This window comes from Marinobacter sp. UBA3607 (genome assembly GCF_002375525.1).
In the GTDB taxonomy this organism is placed as follows: domain Bacteria; phylum Pseudomonadota; class Gammaproteobacteria; order Pseudomonadales; family Oleiphilaceae; genus Marinobacter; species Marinobacter vinifirmus.
Genome location: NZ_DFLY01000023.1, coordinates 59,924 through 75,992, shown reverse-complemented (window position 1 = coordinate 75,992; position 16,069 = coordinate 59,924). Strand labels below are relative to the sequence as shown.

General features: G+C 59.9%; 16 protein-coding genes. 4 read left to right on the top strand and 12 right to left on the bottom strand.

Features of this window, described 5'->3' with window-relative positions:
* Window positions 1–4 precede the first annotated feature (4 nt).
* The 11 genes from era to rpoE form a co-directional block, all read right to left on the bottom strand.
* Window positions 5–922 (bottom strand): GTPase Era, encoded by a 918-nt coding sequence (gene era / locus B2589_RS08405; protein WP_022988876.1) that lies wholly within the window; start codon window positions 920–922, stop codon window positions 5–7.
* Complete coding sequence (rnc, locus tag B2589_RS08400; RefSeq protein WP_036219388.1) at window positions 922–1,611, bottom strand: ribonuclease III; 690 nt, start codon at window positions 1,609–1,611, stop codon at window positions 922–924. Before rnc ends, era begins: the two co-directional genes overlap by 1 nt.
* A complete protein-coding gene (locus tag B2589_RS08395; RefSeq protein ID WP_199456311.1) occupies window positions 1,608–1,994 on the bottom strand; it encodes a DUF4845 domain-containing protein in 387 nt (128 codons plus the stop codon). The genes rnc and B2589_RS08395 overlap by 4 nt, the downstream gene beginning before the upstream one ends.
* 25 nt (window positions 1,995–2,019) lie before the next feature.
* Window positions 2,020–2,799, bottom strand: coding sequence for a signal peptidase I (gene lepB / locus B2589_RS08390; protein ID WP_199456310.1), 780 nt, complete (start codon window positions 2,797–2,799; stop codon window positions 2,020–2,022).
* A gap of 15 nt (window positions 2,800–2,814) precedes the next feature.
* Window positions 2,815–4,617, bottom strand: coding sequence for a translation elongation factor 4 (gene lepA, locus B2589_RS08385; RefSeq protein WP_036219390.1), 1,803 nt, complete (start codon window positions 4,615–4,617; stop codon window positions 2,815–2,817).
* A gap of 104 nt (window positions 4,618–4,721) precedes the next feature.
* A complete protein-coding gene (locus tag B2589_RS08380) occupies window positions 4,722–7,448 on the bottom strand; it encodes a bifunctional diguanylate cyclase/phosphodiesterase (protein ID WP_199456309.1) in 2,727 nt (908 codons plus the stop codon).
* A 119-nt stretch (window positions 7,449–7,567) separates the two neighbouring features.
* The gene (locus tag B2589_RS08375; RefSeq protein WP_228285695.1) at window positions 7,568–8,971 is read right to left on the bottom strand and encodes a DegQ family serine endoprotease; all 1,404 of its coding nucleotides are present in this window, start codon (window positions 8,969–8,971) and stop codon (window positions 7,568–7,570) included.
* 156 nt (window positions 8,972–9,127) lie between these two features.
* Complete coding sequence (locus B2589_RS08370; RefSeq protein ID WP_058340294.1) at window positions 9,128–9,577, bottom strand: SoxR reducing system RseC family protein; 450 nt, start codon at window positions 9,575–9,577, stop codon at window positions 9,128–9,130.
* On the bottom strand, window positions 9,574–10,605 hold the full coding sequence (locus tag B2589_RS08365) for a MucB/RseB C-terminal domain-containing protein (RefSeq protein WP_414673941.1): 1,032 nt from the start codon (window positions 10,603–10,605) through the stop codon (window positions 9,574–9,576). Before B2589_RS08365 ends, B2589_RS08370 begins: the two co-directional genes overlap by 4 nt.
* Window positions 10,606–10,621: 16 nt before the next feature.
* Window positions 10,622–11,179, bottom strand: coding sequence for a sigma-E factor negative regulatory protein (locus B2589_RS08360; protein ID WP_199456307.1), 558 nt, complete (start codon window positions 11,177–11,179; stop codon window positions 10,622–10,624).
* Window positions 11,180–11,194: 15 nt separating this feature from the next.
* Window positions 11,195–11,884: an RNA polymerase sigma factor RpoE gene (rpoE, locus tag B2589_RS08355; RefSeq protein ID WP_286816233.1), complete on the bottom strand. Its 690-nt coding sequence runs from the start codon at window positions 11,882–11,884 to the stop codon at window positions 11,195–11,197.
* A gap of 94 nt (window positions 11,885–11,978) precedes the next feature.
* Here rpoE and nadB point away from each other — a divergent pair, with 94 nt between their 5' ends.
* The 4 genes from nadB to B2589_RS08335 are packed head-to-tail and all read left to right on the top strand — an operon-like array spanning window position 11,979 to window position 15,333.
* The gene (nadB, locus tag B2589_RS08350) at window positions 11,979–13,586 is read left to right on the top strand and encodes an L-aspartate oxidase (RefSeq protein ID WP_199456306.1); all 1,608 of its coding nucleotides are present in this window, start codon (window positions 11,979–11,981) and stop codon (window positions 13,584–13,586) included.
* A gap of 36 nt (window positions 13,587–13,622) precedes the next feature.
* Window positions 13,623–13,895, top strand: coding sequence for a succinate dehydrogenase assembly factor 2 (locus B2589_RS08345; protein ID WP_058340296.1), 273 nt, complete (start codon window positions 13,623–13,625; stop codon window positions 13,893–13,895).
* Entirely contained in the window at window positions 13,879–14,337 is a 459-nt protein-coding gene (locus B2589_RS08340; RefSeq protein ID WP_199456300.1) for a hypothetical protein, read from the top strand. Before B2589_RS08345 ends, B2589_RS08340 begins: the two co-directional genes overlap by 17 nt.
* 30 nt (window positions 14,338–14,367) lie before the next feature.
* Window positions 14,368–15,333, top strand: a complete 966-nt coding sequence (locus tag B2589_RS08335; protein WP_199456298.1) for a YgfZ/GcvT domain-containing protein — start codon at window positions 14,368–14,370, stop codon at window positions 15,331–15,333.
* Here the strand turns inward: B2589_RS08335 and ung are convergent, their stop codons facing one another.
* A complete protein-coding gene (ung, locus tag B2589_RS08330) occupies window positions 15,334–16,068 on the bottom strand; it encodes a uracil-DNA glycosylase (protein WP_199456297.1) in 735 nt (244 codons plus the stop codon). It abuts the gene before it with no gap.
* Window position 16,069 lies beyond the last annotated feature (1 nt).

The window sequence follows — 16,069 nt, the reverse complement described above, 5'->3', positions numbered from 1 at the left end:
GGCCTCAGAAGTCGCTCATGCCCAGACTTTTCAGGGCACGGTCGCTGTCTGCCCAGCCCCGCTTAACCTTAACCCACAGCCGCAACATCACCTTGCAGCCGAACATCTTCTCCATATCCATGCGGGCATCCTGGCCAATCTGGCGCAGGCGCTCGCCCTTATCACCGATGATGATCTTCCTCTGGCCTTCACGCTCGACCAGGATCAGGGCTGAAATATGCAAGGTTTTGCCCTGATGCTTGAACTCTTCAATTTCGACTGCCACGGAATACGGCAATTCCGCACCCAGTTGCCGGGTGATTTTCTCACGCACCATTTCCGAAGCCATGAAACGCTCGCTGCGATCCGTAATCTGGTCATCCGGATAGAAATGCACACTCTCCGGCAGATACCGGCCCACCGCTTCTTCCAGTGGTTTCAGGTTGGTCTCTTTCAGGGCCGACAGCGGAATAATCTCGGCGAATTCCCGCTTCTTCGACAGCGTTTCCAGATGTGGCAGCAGCAAATCCCGCTTCTCGATCTTGTCGACCTTGTTAACCGCAAGGATGACCGGGCACTTCAGGCGCTTCAGCTTTTCCAGCACCATCTCGTCGGCGCTGGTCCAGGCCAGCTGGTCAACCACAAACACCACAACGTCTACATCGATCAGGGCCGATGTCGCAGCCTTGTTCATGTAGCGGTTCAGGGCCCGGGGCTCTTCTTCGTGCATGCCCGGGGTGTCTACATAGATGGCCTGCACCGGACCCACGGTCTTGATGCCCAGCACCTGGTGGCGCGTGGTCTGGGGTTTGCGGGAGGTAATGCTCAGCTTCTGGCCCAGGATGTGGTTCAGCAACGTGGACTTGCCCACGTTCGGGCGTCCCACAATGGCCACAAAGCCACAGCGGCTGTCCGGATTCTCCGGGCGGGTAATATCATTCATCAGTCGTTCTCCACGCCCAGTTGTTTCAGGGCACTGCGGGCGGCCTGCTGTTCAGCAATACGGCGACTGCTGCCGGTGCCGGAGGTTTTCCGATCCAGTGATGGCAAGGCGCAGGACACATGGAAGGTCTGGTTGTGGGCTTCGCCGTCCACGGAAATCACTTCATACCGGGGTAACGGGAATTGCCGGGACTGCAGGTATTCCTGCAACCGGGTTTTCGGATCTTTCTGAGTGTCCTGGATATCCAGTTTCGCCAGCCGCTCCTTGAACCAGCGCAGCACCTGCTCACGGCAGGTGTGAAAATCACTGTCCAGGTAAATGGCCCCGATGATGGATTCCACGGCATCCGCCAGGATGGATTCCCGGCGATAACCACCGCTTTTGAGTTCACCGGAACCCAGCCGCAGGTACTGGCCGAGCTGGAACTCCCGGCCGATTTCCGCCAGGGTCACGCCTTTGACCATGCGTGCCCGGAGGCGACTCAGCTGGCCTTCCCGGGCTTTTTCGAAGTGGAGGAACAGATGTTCGGCGATCACCATATTCACGATAGAATCGCCCAGAAACTCCAGCCGCTCATTGTTCTGGTTGCCGTAGCTTCGGTGGGTCAGCGCCAGCAGCAACCGTTCAGGTTCCCTGAACTGGTAGCCGATCCGGCGCTGTAACTGATCAAGATCTGGTTGTGAACTCACTTGCCCTCTAACTCATACTCGTGCTGGAAATGAACAATACTGTCCACATTCCCGATGATATTGTTGCGAACCTCATAGTCCACCTTGACCACCACAAACTCACCGTTCTTTTCCACAGTGATGTTCTTGGCATCGAAGCCCCGGACGTTATTGACGCTCAAGCGTTTGTTGATCAGTGTGCGTACCTGTGCCGGCCCCATCTGCCCGAGGCCTTCGGTACCTTCCAGGCTTTCCAGTGCTTCCTGGATGGTAATGTCATCAATGTAGGCCGGCCCGATCTTGATCGCCAGGGTGAGCAGCGCACCGAAGAACAGCGCGATGATCATCATGGCCAGTGCGCCACCTTGTTGCTTTTTCAGGCCTGCAGGAGTTTTGTTATTCATTCTTTTCTGTCTCCGGAACAATGGATTACTCAATAGAGCCTACTCGATCAAAAGATGGCAGACTTGTCAGCGATTGCCAGTGCATCCAGATTGCAAAGGCCTTGCCCACCACCAGGTCGTCCGGCACGGTACCCCAGAATCGGCTGTCGTTACTGTTGTCGCGATTGTCGCCCATAACAAAGTAATGCCCTTCCGGCACCACCCATTCGCCCTCACCGGTACCGCTCACACGGCCCATGGTCAGGTACACATCATGCTCTACCGGCCCCAGCTGCTCGCGCCAGCGCTCCATCGGTGGCAGACGCGCCACAAAGTCCCGGGCCACCGGCTCGTTGTTGATGAACAGCTGCTTGTTACGGTAGCGGATATGGTCACCCGGAAGGCCGATCACCCGCTTGATGTAGTTGGTGGAACCGTCTTCCGGGTAACGAAACACCATCACATCGCCCCGCTCCGGATCGCCGATGTCAACAACCTTGGTACCGGCGACCGGCAGGCGCAGGCCGTAGGCATACTTGTTGACCAGGATGAAGTCGCCCACTTCCAGGGTGGGCAACATGGAACCCGAGGGAATCTGGAACGGCTCGACCAGGAACGACCGCAGTACCAGGACCACGGCCAGCACCGGGAAGAACGACCGGCTGATGTCCACCAGCCAGGGTTCGGCGGGTGCTTCCTCGGCGGGGGCATCCTCTGCCCCGGCAGCCGCCAGGCGCCGCTTTTTCAGAACCAGTTTGTCGGCAAGCCAGATCACACCGGTTACCAATGTCAGAACTACCAGTACCAGTGGAAAATCAATGTCCATCCGGGCGCCTTAGTTTTAGTTATCGACTTTCAACACGGCAAGAAACGCTTCCTGAGGCACCTCGACATTGCCCAGCTGCTTCATACGTTTTTTACCTTCCTTCTGCTTCTGAAGCAGTTTCTTCTTACGGCTGACGTCACCACCGTAACACTTGGCCGTTACGTTCTTGCGCAGGGCCTTAACGGTTACCCGGGACACCACCTGGGTGCCAATCGCAGCCTGGATGGCGATATCGAACATCTGCCGGGGGATCAGCTCTTTCATCTTTTCGACAAGCTGCCGGCCCTTGCGGTGGGCCAGGTCTTTGTGAACGATCAGGGCCAGGGCATCTACACGCTCGCCGTTGATCAGCACATCCAGCCGCACCAGGTTGGCCGTCTGGAAACGCACAAAGTGGTAATCCAGTGAGGCAAAGCCCCGGCTCGCTGACTTGATGCGATCGAAGAAATCCATCACCACTTCCGCCATGGGCAACTCATAGCTGACCTGCACCTGGGTGGACATAAAGTGCATGTTCTTCTGAACGCCGCGCTTTTCCTCGCACAGGGCAATCACGTTACCCAGGTGTTCCTGGGGCACCAGGATATTGGCCTCTACGATCGGCTCGCGCATTTCCTCGATGGAGCCAATATCCGGCAGCCGGGAAGGGTTGTCCACCGACAGGGTCTCACCCTGCTTGGTGACCACTTCGTAGATAACCGTGGGCGCGGTGGTAATGAGGTCAATGTCATACTCCCGCTCCAGTCGCTCCTGGATAATCTCCATGTGCAACATGCCCAGGAAGCCACAGCGGAAGCCGAAGCCCAGGGCATCGGAGTTTTCCGGCTCGAAAAACAGCGAAGCATCGTTCAGGGTCAGCTTTTCCAGGGCATCCCGGAAATCGTCGTAATCATCGGCGCTGACCGGGAACAAACCGGCATACACCTGCGGCTTCACTTTCTGGAAGCCCGGCAGCATCGGGGTTTCTTCAGCAAACTTCTGGTGCACGATGGTGTCGCCCACCGGTGCCCCGTGAATGTCCTTGATGCCCGCCACCACGAAGCCCACATCGCCTGCTTCCAGGACATTGGTATCGGTAGGCTTCGGGTTGAAAATACCGACCTTGTCCGCGTTCCACGCTTTCTTGGTGGACTTAATGACAATCTTGTCGCCCTTGCGCAGCACCCCTTCGGTAACCCGCACCAGTGACACAACACCCAGGTAGTTATCAAACCAGGAGTCGATGATCAGCGCCTGCAGCGGTGCACTGCGATCCCCTTTGGGGGGCGGAATCTTCTTGATCAGGTCTTCCAGCACATCCTCGACGCCCAGGCCGCTCTTGGCGCTGCAGCGCACGGCGTCAGTGGCGTCGATTCCGATAATGTCCTCGATTTCTGCAGCTACCCGATCGGGCTCGGCCTGCGGCAGGTCCATCTTGTTCAGGACCGGAACAACTTCCAGCCCCTGCTCGATGGCGGTGTAACAGTTGGCCACAGACTGGGCCTCGACACCCTGCCCGGCATCCACCACCAGCAGCGCGCCTTCGCACGCATACAATGAGCGGGACACCTCGTAGGAAAAATCCACGTGGCCAGGGGTATCGATAAAATTCAGCTTGTAGGTTTCACCATCTTTGGCGGTGTAGTTGAGCGTTACGCTCTGGGCCTTGATGGTGATGCCCCGTTCCCGTTCGAGGTCCATGGAGTCCAGGACCTGTTCGGCCATTTCACGGTCCGTCAGGCCACCGCAAATCTGGATAAAGCGGTCCGCCAGCGTGGATTTACCGTGGTCGATGTGGGCAATAATGGAAAAGTTACGGATTCGGCTCAGTTCAGTCACAGACAATGATTACTCATATAAGACGTAGGATTGAGCCCGGAGGGGCCGCTACCGGGATCCGGGAACGGCGTGATTTTACCGGTTACCGGCCGTCATTGCCATGATCAGGAAATCAGCGGCTTCTCGTACTGGCGAATCAGGAACCCGATCAGGGCATCTTCGTCCAGCGGATAGCTGAACAGGTTACCCTGCCCCTGGGCACAACCGGCGGATTTCAGGAAGTTAAGCTGCTGCATGGTTTCCACCCCTTCCGCCACAACGGTCAGGTGCAGCTGGTGCGCCAGGGCGATAACGGCCGAGGCTACGTCGGTGGCGCTGACATTGTAGGGAATGTCCCGGATAAACCGGTGATCAATCTTGATCACGTTCAGCGGCAACTGCTGCAGGGCAGCCAGAGAACAGGAACCGGTACCGAAATCGTCCAGGATCAGGCACACACCAAGATCACTCAACGACACCAGCAACTCACGAACCAGCCTCGGGTCTTCATTGAGCAGCTCGGCGGGCATTTCCAGCTCCAGCCGGTCCGGTGATACCCCGGTTTCGGTAATCACCCGGCGCATCAGATCCGGGAAACCGGAATCTGTGAGCTGCCGTACCGAGAAGTTCACCGCCATTTTCAGGGATTCAAAGCCCGCCCGCTCCAGCGCCTGTACCTGGATGCAGGCCTGGCGCAGGGCGAGCTCACCGAGGCGGATGATCAGGCCGGTTTCCTCTGCCAGGCTGATAAACTGCTGCGCCGATACCAATCCCTTTTCCGGATGATGCCAGCGCAGGAAGGCCTCTACCCCGATTACCCGCTGGCTTGCCAGGTCCAGTTTCGGCTGGTAATGCAGTACAAACCGGTCGCCTTCCAGGGCGGTTGCCAGCTCTTCCTGCTGCAACAGGCGCCTGGCCGCCTTGATATTCATCGCAGGAGTGAAGAACTGATAGGTGTTGCGGCCGACTTCCTTGGCCCGGTACATGGCGAGGTCTGCGTATTTCATCAGGGTGCCGGCATCTTCGCTGTCGTCGGGAATCATGGTGATCCCGATACTGACGGTTACCCCTACCTCGTGCTCGTTCAGGCGGATACGCTGGCAAAGCCGGCGCAGAATCGACTCGGCGACGCGGCCTGCAGCGTCGGAATCGCTGATGCGCGAAAGCAGCACCACAAATTCGTCACCACCCAGCCGCGCCACCGAATCTTCTTCCCGGACACAGCCCTGCAGCCATTGAGCCACCTGGCACAGCAGTTCGTCACCGGCGTCATGGCCGAGGGTGTCGTTGATTCGCTTGAACCCGTCCAGGTCCAGGAACATCAAGGCGGCCGGTTCACCACTGCGCCGGCAACGGCGCACCACATGGTCCAGTCGATCCCGGAACAGCTGCCGGTTTGCCAGCCCGGTCAGCGGATCGTAGAAGGCCAGGCGATGCAATTCCGACTGGGCCGCCTTCAGCTGGGTAAGGTCCCGCAGGCTGAGTACAACGCCATTCACCCCGGGAACCGTCAGCATGGCGGTGTAGGTGCCCTCCATATCGCGCCAGCGGCTTTGGGCATCCCGTATCCTGGCCCGCACCACCGGCATCTGCTTGCCCGGCTCTGCCATGGCATCCTTGAAACCGCGCTTCAGGGCCGACCAGTCATCAGCATGCACCAGCTGGTCAAACTCCAGCTGATCAACGGCGTCCGGATCAAAGCCCAGAATATCCTTGCTGGAGGGGCTGGCATACAAGGCATGGCCCTCTTCATCCAGGACCAGCGTTACGTTGGCGGCCCCCTCGGTAATGGCCCGGTAACGGCCGGCGCTGGCCTGGGCAATCATCCGCGAACGGATCAGGGCGAGTGCAAACAGCCAGAGCAACAGGCTGATGGCCAGGCCGGAGCCCAGCACAATCGGCGGGCGCGCGTCAGACGCCAGGTAATCAAAGGCCGGGGTAGAGCGGGTTTGCAGCAGCCAGTCCCGGCCACCGAGCGACACGGTCTGGCTCATTTCAAAACTGAAATCGTTTTCCAGGGAACCGAGGTTAGAGCCGTACATCAAGGTGTCGCGGGCCACTACGCCGTTATCGTAGATGCGAACGTCCAGGAACGGGGAGATCAGCCCGACAATGCCGTCAAACAGACTGTTCATACGAAAGGCACTGAACACATAGCCCGCCAGCATCATGCGTCGCTCGGCCCGGATTTCCGGCACCTCACCGCCCTGAAAAACCGGGTAATACATGAGAAAGCCGGCCTGGTCTTCATCGACCGATTCCTGCACCAGCACCACCTTGCCGGTAACCATAGGCACTGCGGCATCCCGAGCCCGCTCCATGGCACTCCGGTGCACCGGGTCGCTGAATGCATCGTACCCCAGTGCCCGCCGGTTCCTGTCGGTACCCGGCTCCATATACACCATGGGGTAATAGTAGGGCCCCTTGCCCAGCGGCCGGACCAGGTAATCGTATATCCCCTGGGCCCGCACCGAAGAGATGTGATCCGCCATCTGGCGCACGCCAATGCGCTCGACAAACCCGATACCTTCAATGCCCGGGTAGTAGCGGTTGATGTCCACCTTATTGACGTACTCGCTCCACTGCTCGCGGGTAACGCGGCCATTGACAGCGAACAGCCCGGCGCTGCCGGCCAGCACCTGCTCGTAATTGAGCAAACGCTCTTCAATGGCAGTTCTCAGCTGAAGGGACTGGGTACGGAAGCGGGCCTCGGTGCGATCTTCCACCAGGCGGATGGACAATTGCCAGAGCAGAATGGTGGCAATGACTGAAACCAGGAACACGCCCCAGGCAACCCAGGCGTTCCTGAATTTCAGCAACTTACGGAGGGGGAGTTCCTTTTTTGTCATCATTTCCGGCGATCCGTGCCATAGCCATCGTTATTATCGGTCGAAAAAGTATAGCAAAAGCCCCTGAGCGTGTCGTGAACCACGTCAGGGGCTTTGTGAGCTGTTGAACCCGGGCGTTCAGGTCAGGGCTTCATCACCAGGTAGATAGCCCGGCCCTGGCGCACGATGCGTACCGAAACGGCCCGGTTATCCGGCAGGCCCGCCACCACCTTGCGGAACTCGTCAACCGAACGCACCTGCTTGCGGTTGATTTCGGTGATGATATCCCGTGGGCGAATTCCGGCCTCGTAGGCTGCGCCCTGGCCAACACCGGACACCAGCACCCCACCGTCGACGCCTGCTGCCCGGGCCATTTCATCATTCAGCGACTCGACCGCCAGCCCCAGGGGGTTGGAGCCGCTGTTCTCGTTGCTGCCCACTTCCGGGCTGGCTGCGGTTTCACCGTCCTCCGGCAAGCGACCGATCTCGACATCCAGGTCCATCTCCCGGCCTTCACGCAACACGGTCAACCGGGCCGACTCACCCACCACAGTGCGGCCCACCATGGGCGGCAGGTCTGAGGAACGCTGGACAGATTCGCCATTGAACTCGAGAACAATATCACCAGACTGCAGGCCACCACTTTCAGCCGGAGAGCCTTCCATTACTTCAGCGATCAGGGCACCACGGGGGCGCTTCAGACCAAAACTCTCGGCCAGGTCCCGGTTGACCTCCTGGATCAACACACCCAACCAGCCCCGGGCAACACTGCCTTCGTCCCGGATCTGGCGAAATACGCTCATGGCATCGTCAATGGGAATGGCAAACGATACCCCCATGAAGCCACCGGAGCGGGTGTAAATCTGGGAGTTGATGCCGACAACCTCACCATCCAGGTTGAACAGCGGCCCGCCAGAGTTGCCGGGGTTGATGGCAACGTCGGTCTGGATAAACGGCACATAGTTTTCAGATGGCAGGGAGCGGCCAAGCGCGCTGACAATGCCCGCAGTTACCGTGTAGTCGAACCCGAACGGCGATCCGATGGCAAACACCCACTCACCGACCTTGAGATCCTGAGAACGACCAATGCTGACCACCGGCAGGTCATCACCGTTGTCGATTTTCAGCACTGCCATGTCAGAGCGTGGATCTGTGCCTACGATAACCGCCTTGAACTCCCGGCGATCATTCAGGCGCACGATCACTTCGTCTGCACCCTCCACCACGTGGTTATTGGTCAGCACGTAGCCGTCTTTGGAAACAATGAAGCCGGAGCCCATGGAACGGCTGGGCTGCTGGGAATAGGGAGACCCGCCAAACGGCGACTGGGGGCCACGGAAGAAATCCTGCAGGAACGGGGGCAGCTGCTCGAACTGGCGCTCGTCGAAGGGCATACCCTGGAAGCGGGAGCCGCTGCTTTGCGGATCCGTTGTGGTGCTTATGTTGACCACGGCACTGGAATTTTCCTCCACCAGCTCGGTGAAGTCCGGCAAGCCGCGGGCCGCCAGGCCCTGACTCCAGAAGACCGACACCAGTGCTGACAACATCAGCAGTGCGCCCAGCACCGGCCAGGGCTTCAGGACCGGGGACAACCGGGCAGCTTTTGTGTTTGTTCTCGACATCTACAACCCCCTGTTATGACTGTGATACAGCGTTAATTCTGGGGTCAGGCCTCTGATTTTCAACTTAAAAAACGGTAGGACTCAGAGACAGTTCACCGTTGCGATACGGTTGACCCTCACAAGGCGCGGTTCAAACCGGTCACCGGAGCCGGACTGCCAGTGTCTGACTGCGACAAAGCCCGCAGCCAGGCCCGCCAGCGCGCCGGTAATCGCGACAAGGTCCGTCGCCCCCAGCCACCGATAGGCCCCGATACTGCCCAGCACCATCAGCACAAGGGGCAGCCCGTATACCGCCAGCGAAGCGGTCAGCACTGATTGCTCGTCCACTCCGATCACCACTTCATCGCCCACCCGGGCATCCACGGTGTTGGCCACCAGTATCTGGTTCGCACGCCCACCAGACACCGACGCCAGTGCCCGCTGGCCGCAACCGGAGCGCGCCGAACAACTCTGGCAGGCGCTGGTGCGGATAGTCTGCACCCAGGCCCGGTCGCCCTTGAGGGCAACCACTTTGCCGGTTTCAGTGATCATCGTTCAGACACCAGGCCAAGGGCACCGTCAATTTTCACACCATCGGCCACCTTTCGTGCCGTGGCTGGCGGGATCTCTCCCACCACCGCGATCAGGAACGCGCGTTCCTTTACCGCCACCTCACGCATATATACGGTGGTAGCACCGATTCTGGACGCCCCGGTGGGCATTTTCAGCCGGCCCATGGGTTCAACAAATACCGAAAATGCGGCCAGGCCATCAGAGAAAGCAACCGCTTTGCCCTTGCCGGAACGAGGCGCTGCTGCGGGTTCAAAACCCTCAGGGCGCCAGTTCAGGGTCCAGCCGTTCATGCGCGCTATCATCGATTGCCGGGGTTGGCCGGCGTCGTCGAGCGTGCGGGTAATTTCCCGGCCCCGGGTCTGCACTTCAAACTCTTCATCGGGAATGTCGCCGTTTATGTCCAGGTTGGTGAACTGGAAATGCTCCAGCACCTCACCGTCAGCGTTGCGCACATGGCTTTTCACCAGCAGAGCCGTTTCTTTCTCCAGCCACAACCGGTGGCTGTAACGATCGCTGTCTCGGGCGGTCAGGGCCACGGTAACCACATCGTATCCCGCCACCCGGTCTTCACCGATAAGTTCCGGCTGATACCACTGCCCGAAGGGCATCAACTGGCTGGTAAAGGCCTCGGCAAAGGGGCCGGAGGGAATGACTTCTTCCAGGCTGATCCGGCCACGATCCGGCAACACGCACACTACATTCATGCCTTTGCGGACAATCTCTCCGCTGCCACCGTCCTGCATCACCAGGCGCTCTTCCACCCGACCGTTGCGGTAGCGGTGGGCGATGCGCATGGAGTGAACCCGGTCGCCCCGGGCATAAACAAACACACCGCGATAAGATGTCATATTCAGGGCCGGGCCCATGCGCTCCAGCCAGGCCATGGCCGGGTCCGGATCAGCGGGTGACTCGTCGGCCTTTACCGGCTGCATGGCAAAAAGCAATACCAGAACTGTCACCAGCGCAGTACCCACCAACCTGACATTCATGCCAACCGGAACCATCATTGAAACTGCTCCAAACTCAATAACCGCCGCTGGCACTGACCAGGCGGGCATAGCCTACCGAACCGCGCCCGGCGCCCACGCTGTTGTGCTGCGCATGCTCAAGCAGATACTGGCGCATCTGCTGCAGTTGTTCTTCATCCAGGCGTTGCAGGGCCACCTCTTCCACAGCCGATGGTAAGGCAACCGGTGCAACCGCACCCTGCCCCGCGATGGCCGCAGGAACGTCACCCGGTCGGGAATCCCAGCCGGCCCCGGCACCAAAGCCGACCACCAGCGCCATCACTACCATGGCAGCGACCGGCATGTGCCAGCGCCGGCGCGGCGACCGGGCAACCTCACTGGCCGCTACCTCGCGGCGGCTCCGGCCATCAAGCTGCTCACGCACAGCAGAGGCGATATCCAGGCCTTCCGCCGGGCCGTGGTTTTCGTGCATCAGATCCCGGACCTGCTGCCAGCGCTGCCATTGATCCCGGACTTCGCCCTGGTTGGCATGGGACAACAAGCGCCGAACCGACAGTTCATCCGCTTCGTCGTCCATCATCGCTGACAGGGTCTCTCTGAGACGATCATCCATCAGGTGCAACCTCGTTTATATCTCTGAATGATTCAGCAGCGGCGCCAACTGGCGATCCACTGCATCCCGCGCCCTGAATATCCGGGAACGAACGGTTCCTATCGGACACTCCAGAATCCGGGCAATGTCTTCGTAGCTCAGGCCGTCATACTCTCTGAGCAGAAACGCAGACCGAAGTTCCTCCGGCAAACCGGCGATGGCTTCGCTCAGGGCTTTCTGTAATTGCTCCCGCTGCAGCAGCCGCTCTGGCGAGGCGACGTCGCGCAGGCGACTGCCATCATCAAAGTTTTCGGCTTCGGCAGCATCGGCCGAGCCCTGAGGTCTGCGCCCCCGGGCTTCAAGGTAGTTTTTGGCGGTGTTAACAGCGATCCGGTACAACCAGGTATAGAACGCACTGTCGCCCCGGAAACGGTCAATCGCCCGGTAGGCTTTGACAAAGGTTTCCTGGGCCAGATCCATGACTTCCTGGCTGTCGTAGACATAGCGGCTGATAATAGAGGCCACGCGCGACTGGTATTTCACCACCAGCAGGTCGAAGGCCGCACGGTCGCCGTTACGGACCTTGCGTACCAATTGCAGGTCCGTCTGGCTGTCGGACTGCTCTCCGGGATTCCAGTCTTTATCAGGTGTCATGGACGAAACAGCAGTGTGTCCCCTGTTGCTGGCCACTGGCTTTCTGGCCTTGGCAAAATTTGCTTGAGTCATTGGGCATGTTCCTGCGTTCGTTCAGGCCAAATAGACAGCAAGCGCAAAGTTTAGTTCAATACACGTCCACATTATGGCCCGCGACATCGACTCAATGCCACAGTCCTACGAATACGACGTTCTCATTATCGGCAGCGGCGCTGCCGGCCTGACCGTAGCGCTCAACCTGCCGGAACACCTCAGGGTGTGCGTGGTCAGCAAGGCCGACATCAGTTCGGGCGCCACACTCTGGGCCCAGGGCGGCATTGCGGCGGTGCTCGACGATACCGACTCTGTGGAAAACCACATACAGGACACCCTTAACGCCGGCGGTGGCCTGTGCCACGAAGACGCCGTGCGCTTTACCGTGGAGCACAGCAAGGAAAGCATCGAGTGGCTGATTGAATCCGGTGTGGAGTTCACCCGCCAGGACGATGGCGCCGACTACCACCTGACCCGTGAAGGCGGGCACAGCCACCGGCGCATCATCCATGCCGCCGATGCCACCGGCCATGCGGTATCCACCACCCTGGCCAGCCAGGCTGCGGCGCGCCCGAATATCGACCTGAAATCCGGCCGGGTGGCGGTAGACCTGATCACCAACCGTAAACTGGCCTTGCCGGGCAACCGCTGCGTGGGCGCCTATATCCTGAACCTGGAAGACAACCACGTGGAACTGTTCCGGGCCCGGTTTACCGTGATTGCCACCGGCGGCTCTTCCAAGGCTTACCGGTACACCACCAACCCGGATGGTGCTTCCGGCGATGGTATTGCCATGGCCTGGCGGGCCGGCTGCCGGGTCGCCAACATGGAATTCAACCAGTTCCACCCTACGTGCCTGTACCACCCGCACGCCAAGTCATTCCTGATTACCGAAGCCGTTCGCGGTGAAGGTGGTGTCCTGAAGCTGCCAGACGGCAGCCGGTTTATGGACCGTTTCGACAAACGCGCCGAGCTCGCGCCCCGGGACATCGTCGCCCGGGCCATCGACCATGAAATGAAGCGCCTGGGTGCAGACCACCTGTACCTGGACATCAGCCACAAGCCGGCAGACTTCATCAAGCACCACTTCCCGACCATTTACGAGAAGTGCCTGGGCTTTGGCATCGACATCACCAAGGAGCCTATTCCGGTGGTGCCTGCGGCCCACTACACCTGTGGTGGCATTGTCAGCGACGAACGCGCCCGCACCGACATCAACCAGCTCTATGTGGTGGGGGAAGCAGCCTTCACCGGCCTGCACGGGGCCAACCGCATGGCCAGCAACTCCCTGCTGGAGTGCCTGGTGTACGGCCGCGCCGCCGCTGCCGATATCACCCGCCGGGAATCGGATATTCCGGCACCACCCGCGGCACCGGACTGGGATGAAAGCCAGGTACGGGATTCCGATGAAGACGTTGTGATCTCCCACAACTGGGACGAACTTCGCCACTTCATGTGGGACTACGTGGGCATTGTACGCACCACCAAGCGATTACAGCGGGCCAAGCACCGGGTCGACCTGCTGTCCCGAGAAATCGGCGAGTTCTACAGCAATTACCGGGTAACCAATGACCTGATCGAGCTGCGTAACCTGGTTACCGTAGCAGACCTGATCATCTGCTCGGCCCTGCAACGCAAGGAAAGCCGGGGCTTGCACTACACACTGGACTACCCGGGCCTGCTGAACGATCCGCAAGACACGGTCCTGATACCCACCACCTATCGCACACTGTCTCCCTGACCGGGAGATTCCATTCTGTTTTCAAGGCAATCGACTATGTCTGACACCAACGCATCCAACGACCATACCGACTTTCACCGCCTGTGGTGGCACAGCCGCCGGGGCATGCTCGAGCTGGATGTACTGCTGCTGCCGTTTCTGGAAGAAGCCTACCGGGATCTCGATCCGGAAGACCAGGAGCGCTATCGCAAGCTGCTGAGCTGCGAAGACACCGACATGTTCGAGTGGTTCATGCAGCGCAGCAAGCCGCAGGACCCGGATCTGCAGCGGATCGTGGAGATCATCCTGAACCGTGTCCAGCCGGATTGAACTGAGACTTTCCCCTTCACGGGCGGCCGGCATACTGGCTGCCCTGCCCTGGCTGGTACTGATGGTGTTCAGCCTCGTCGCAGCCCCGGCCAGCAGTCTTTGGCTGCTGTTGCTGCTGGCGCCTGCAGGGATCATGGCTGTTCGCCAGTTCCGGCGTTGCGGGCTGTTACAGGGCCCTGACGCCATTGTTGCCCTGCAATCTGACGCCGACACCCTCACCTGCCAGCTGGCAAACGGGGAAACCCGCACTGTAAGAATCTGCGGTTCGAGCAGCCTCGGCGCCTCCTTCCTGGCCTTGAAACTGCGCCCTGCAGACACCACATCCAGAACTATGTTTGTACTGGTTCTCGGTGCCAGCTCCCTGTTTGGCGCCAACGCCCCGGAGACCGATTTTCGCCGGTTACGGATGTGGCTGAGAGCCGGCCGGCCAACAACGGCTTAACGAATTTTCCATCCCATTGCGGAGAGCTTTATGAACAACCGCCCCACCACCGCCAACCAACATGGCTACGCGGTGCTTGAGCACAGGGTCATGGTCCGCATCAGCGGCCCGGGCACCGACAAGTTTGTTCAGGGCCAGTTTTCCCAGCACGTGGACGACGTTACCCCCCAACAATCACGCCGGGCCGCAGCCAGCACACCAAAAGGCCGCGCCTACTGCCTGACCCGCCTGGTGCGGGACCAGCAGGACCTGCTGATGGACCTGGACCGGGAACTGTCAGACGCCACCCTGGGCCAGCTGAAGAAATACCTGATGCTGTTCCGCGGTACCCGCATGGATGTCGTAGAGCAGGCCCGGATTATCGGCCTGCTGGGCCAGGAGGCCGCCGTAACGGTTGCCGGAGACAACGCCGCCACACTGGGCAGCCCGGGCGATGTAGTGGCTACAGAGAACGGCTACCTGATCCGCATTGAGGACAGCGCCGGGGCTTTACCCCGATACGAATGGTGGCTACCGGAAGGTGCTGCCGAATTACCAGAAGGGCTTCCCGAGCTGACCATAAACGACTGGAACGCCGCCAGCATCGCCGCCGGCGTGCCCTGGCTGACACCAACCACCGTGGAAGCCTACGTACCGCAAATGCTGAACCTGCAGCATCTTCAGGGCGTGCATTTCAAGAAAGGCTGCTATACCGGGCAGGAAGTGATCGCCCGCATGCATTTCCTCGGCCAGCTGAAGAAGAGCCTGTACAGGCTAGCCTTTACCGGCTGCACCCAGGCGCCTGAAGCTGGCAGCAACCTGCTGGCAGGCGACAAAAAGGCCGGGGATGTGGTCAATGCGGTGATGACCTCAGACAACGGGGGCGAGCTGCTGGCCGTTCTGCGTCATGATGCGGACAAGTCGGCACTGAGCCTGGAAGGTAACGACGCCTGCCAATTCGAAGTGCTCGACCTGCCCTACCCGGTACCGGAGCGGGAAGCTGATCCGGCAAGCTGATTATTGCTTGCCGTAACGCTGTAGCAATTCGGCCTTCGGTGGCAGGCTCCAGTCGATCGCAGGCCGGTTCCGGCTGAGCAGCCAGTCATTGGCCCGGGAGAAGTGACTGCAGCCGAAGAAGCCCCGGTAGGCACTCAGGGGCGACGGATGCGGCCCTTCCAGCACCAGGTGACGGTTGCGATCGATATGCCGGCCTTTCTTGCGGGCGTAGCTGCCCCAGAGCAGGAACACCACATCGTCGCGCTCGCGATTGATGGTTTCGATCACCTTATCGGTAAAGGTTTCCCAGCCTTTGGCCTGATGGGCGCCGGCATTGCCCTGCTCCACGGTCAGTACCGCATTCAGCAAAAGCACACCCTGCCCGGCCCAGGTTTGCAGGCAGCCGTGATCGGGCCGCGGATGGCCAAGATCCGCTTCAATTTCCTTGAAGATATTCACCAGGGACGGGGGCGGAGGCACATCCGGCCGGACCGAAAAACACAGGCCATGGGCCTGGCCGGGGCCGTGGTAGGGATCCTGCCCCAGAATCACCACACTCACCTTATCCAGTGGCGTGCTGTTCAGGGCGTTGAAACACAGATGTCTTGGCGGAAACAGCACCTTGCCGGCCTGTTCCTCGGCGGCCAGGAACTCGGCCAGTTGCCGCATGTAGGGCTGACGGAACTCGTCCGTCAGCCACTCATCCCAGCCGCGACCGGGCTTCAGTTGCTGAGCCAGCGCCTCGGCAGGGTGCATC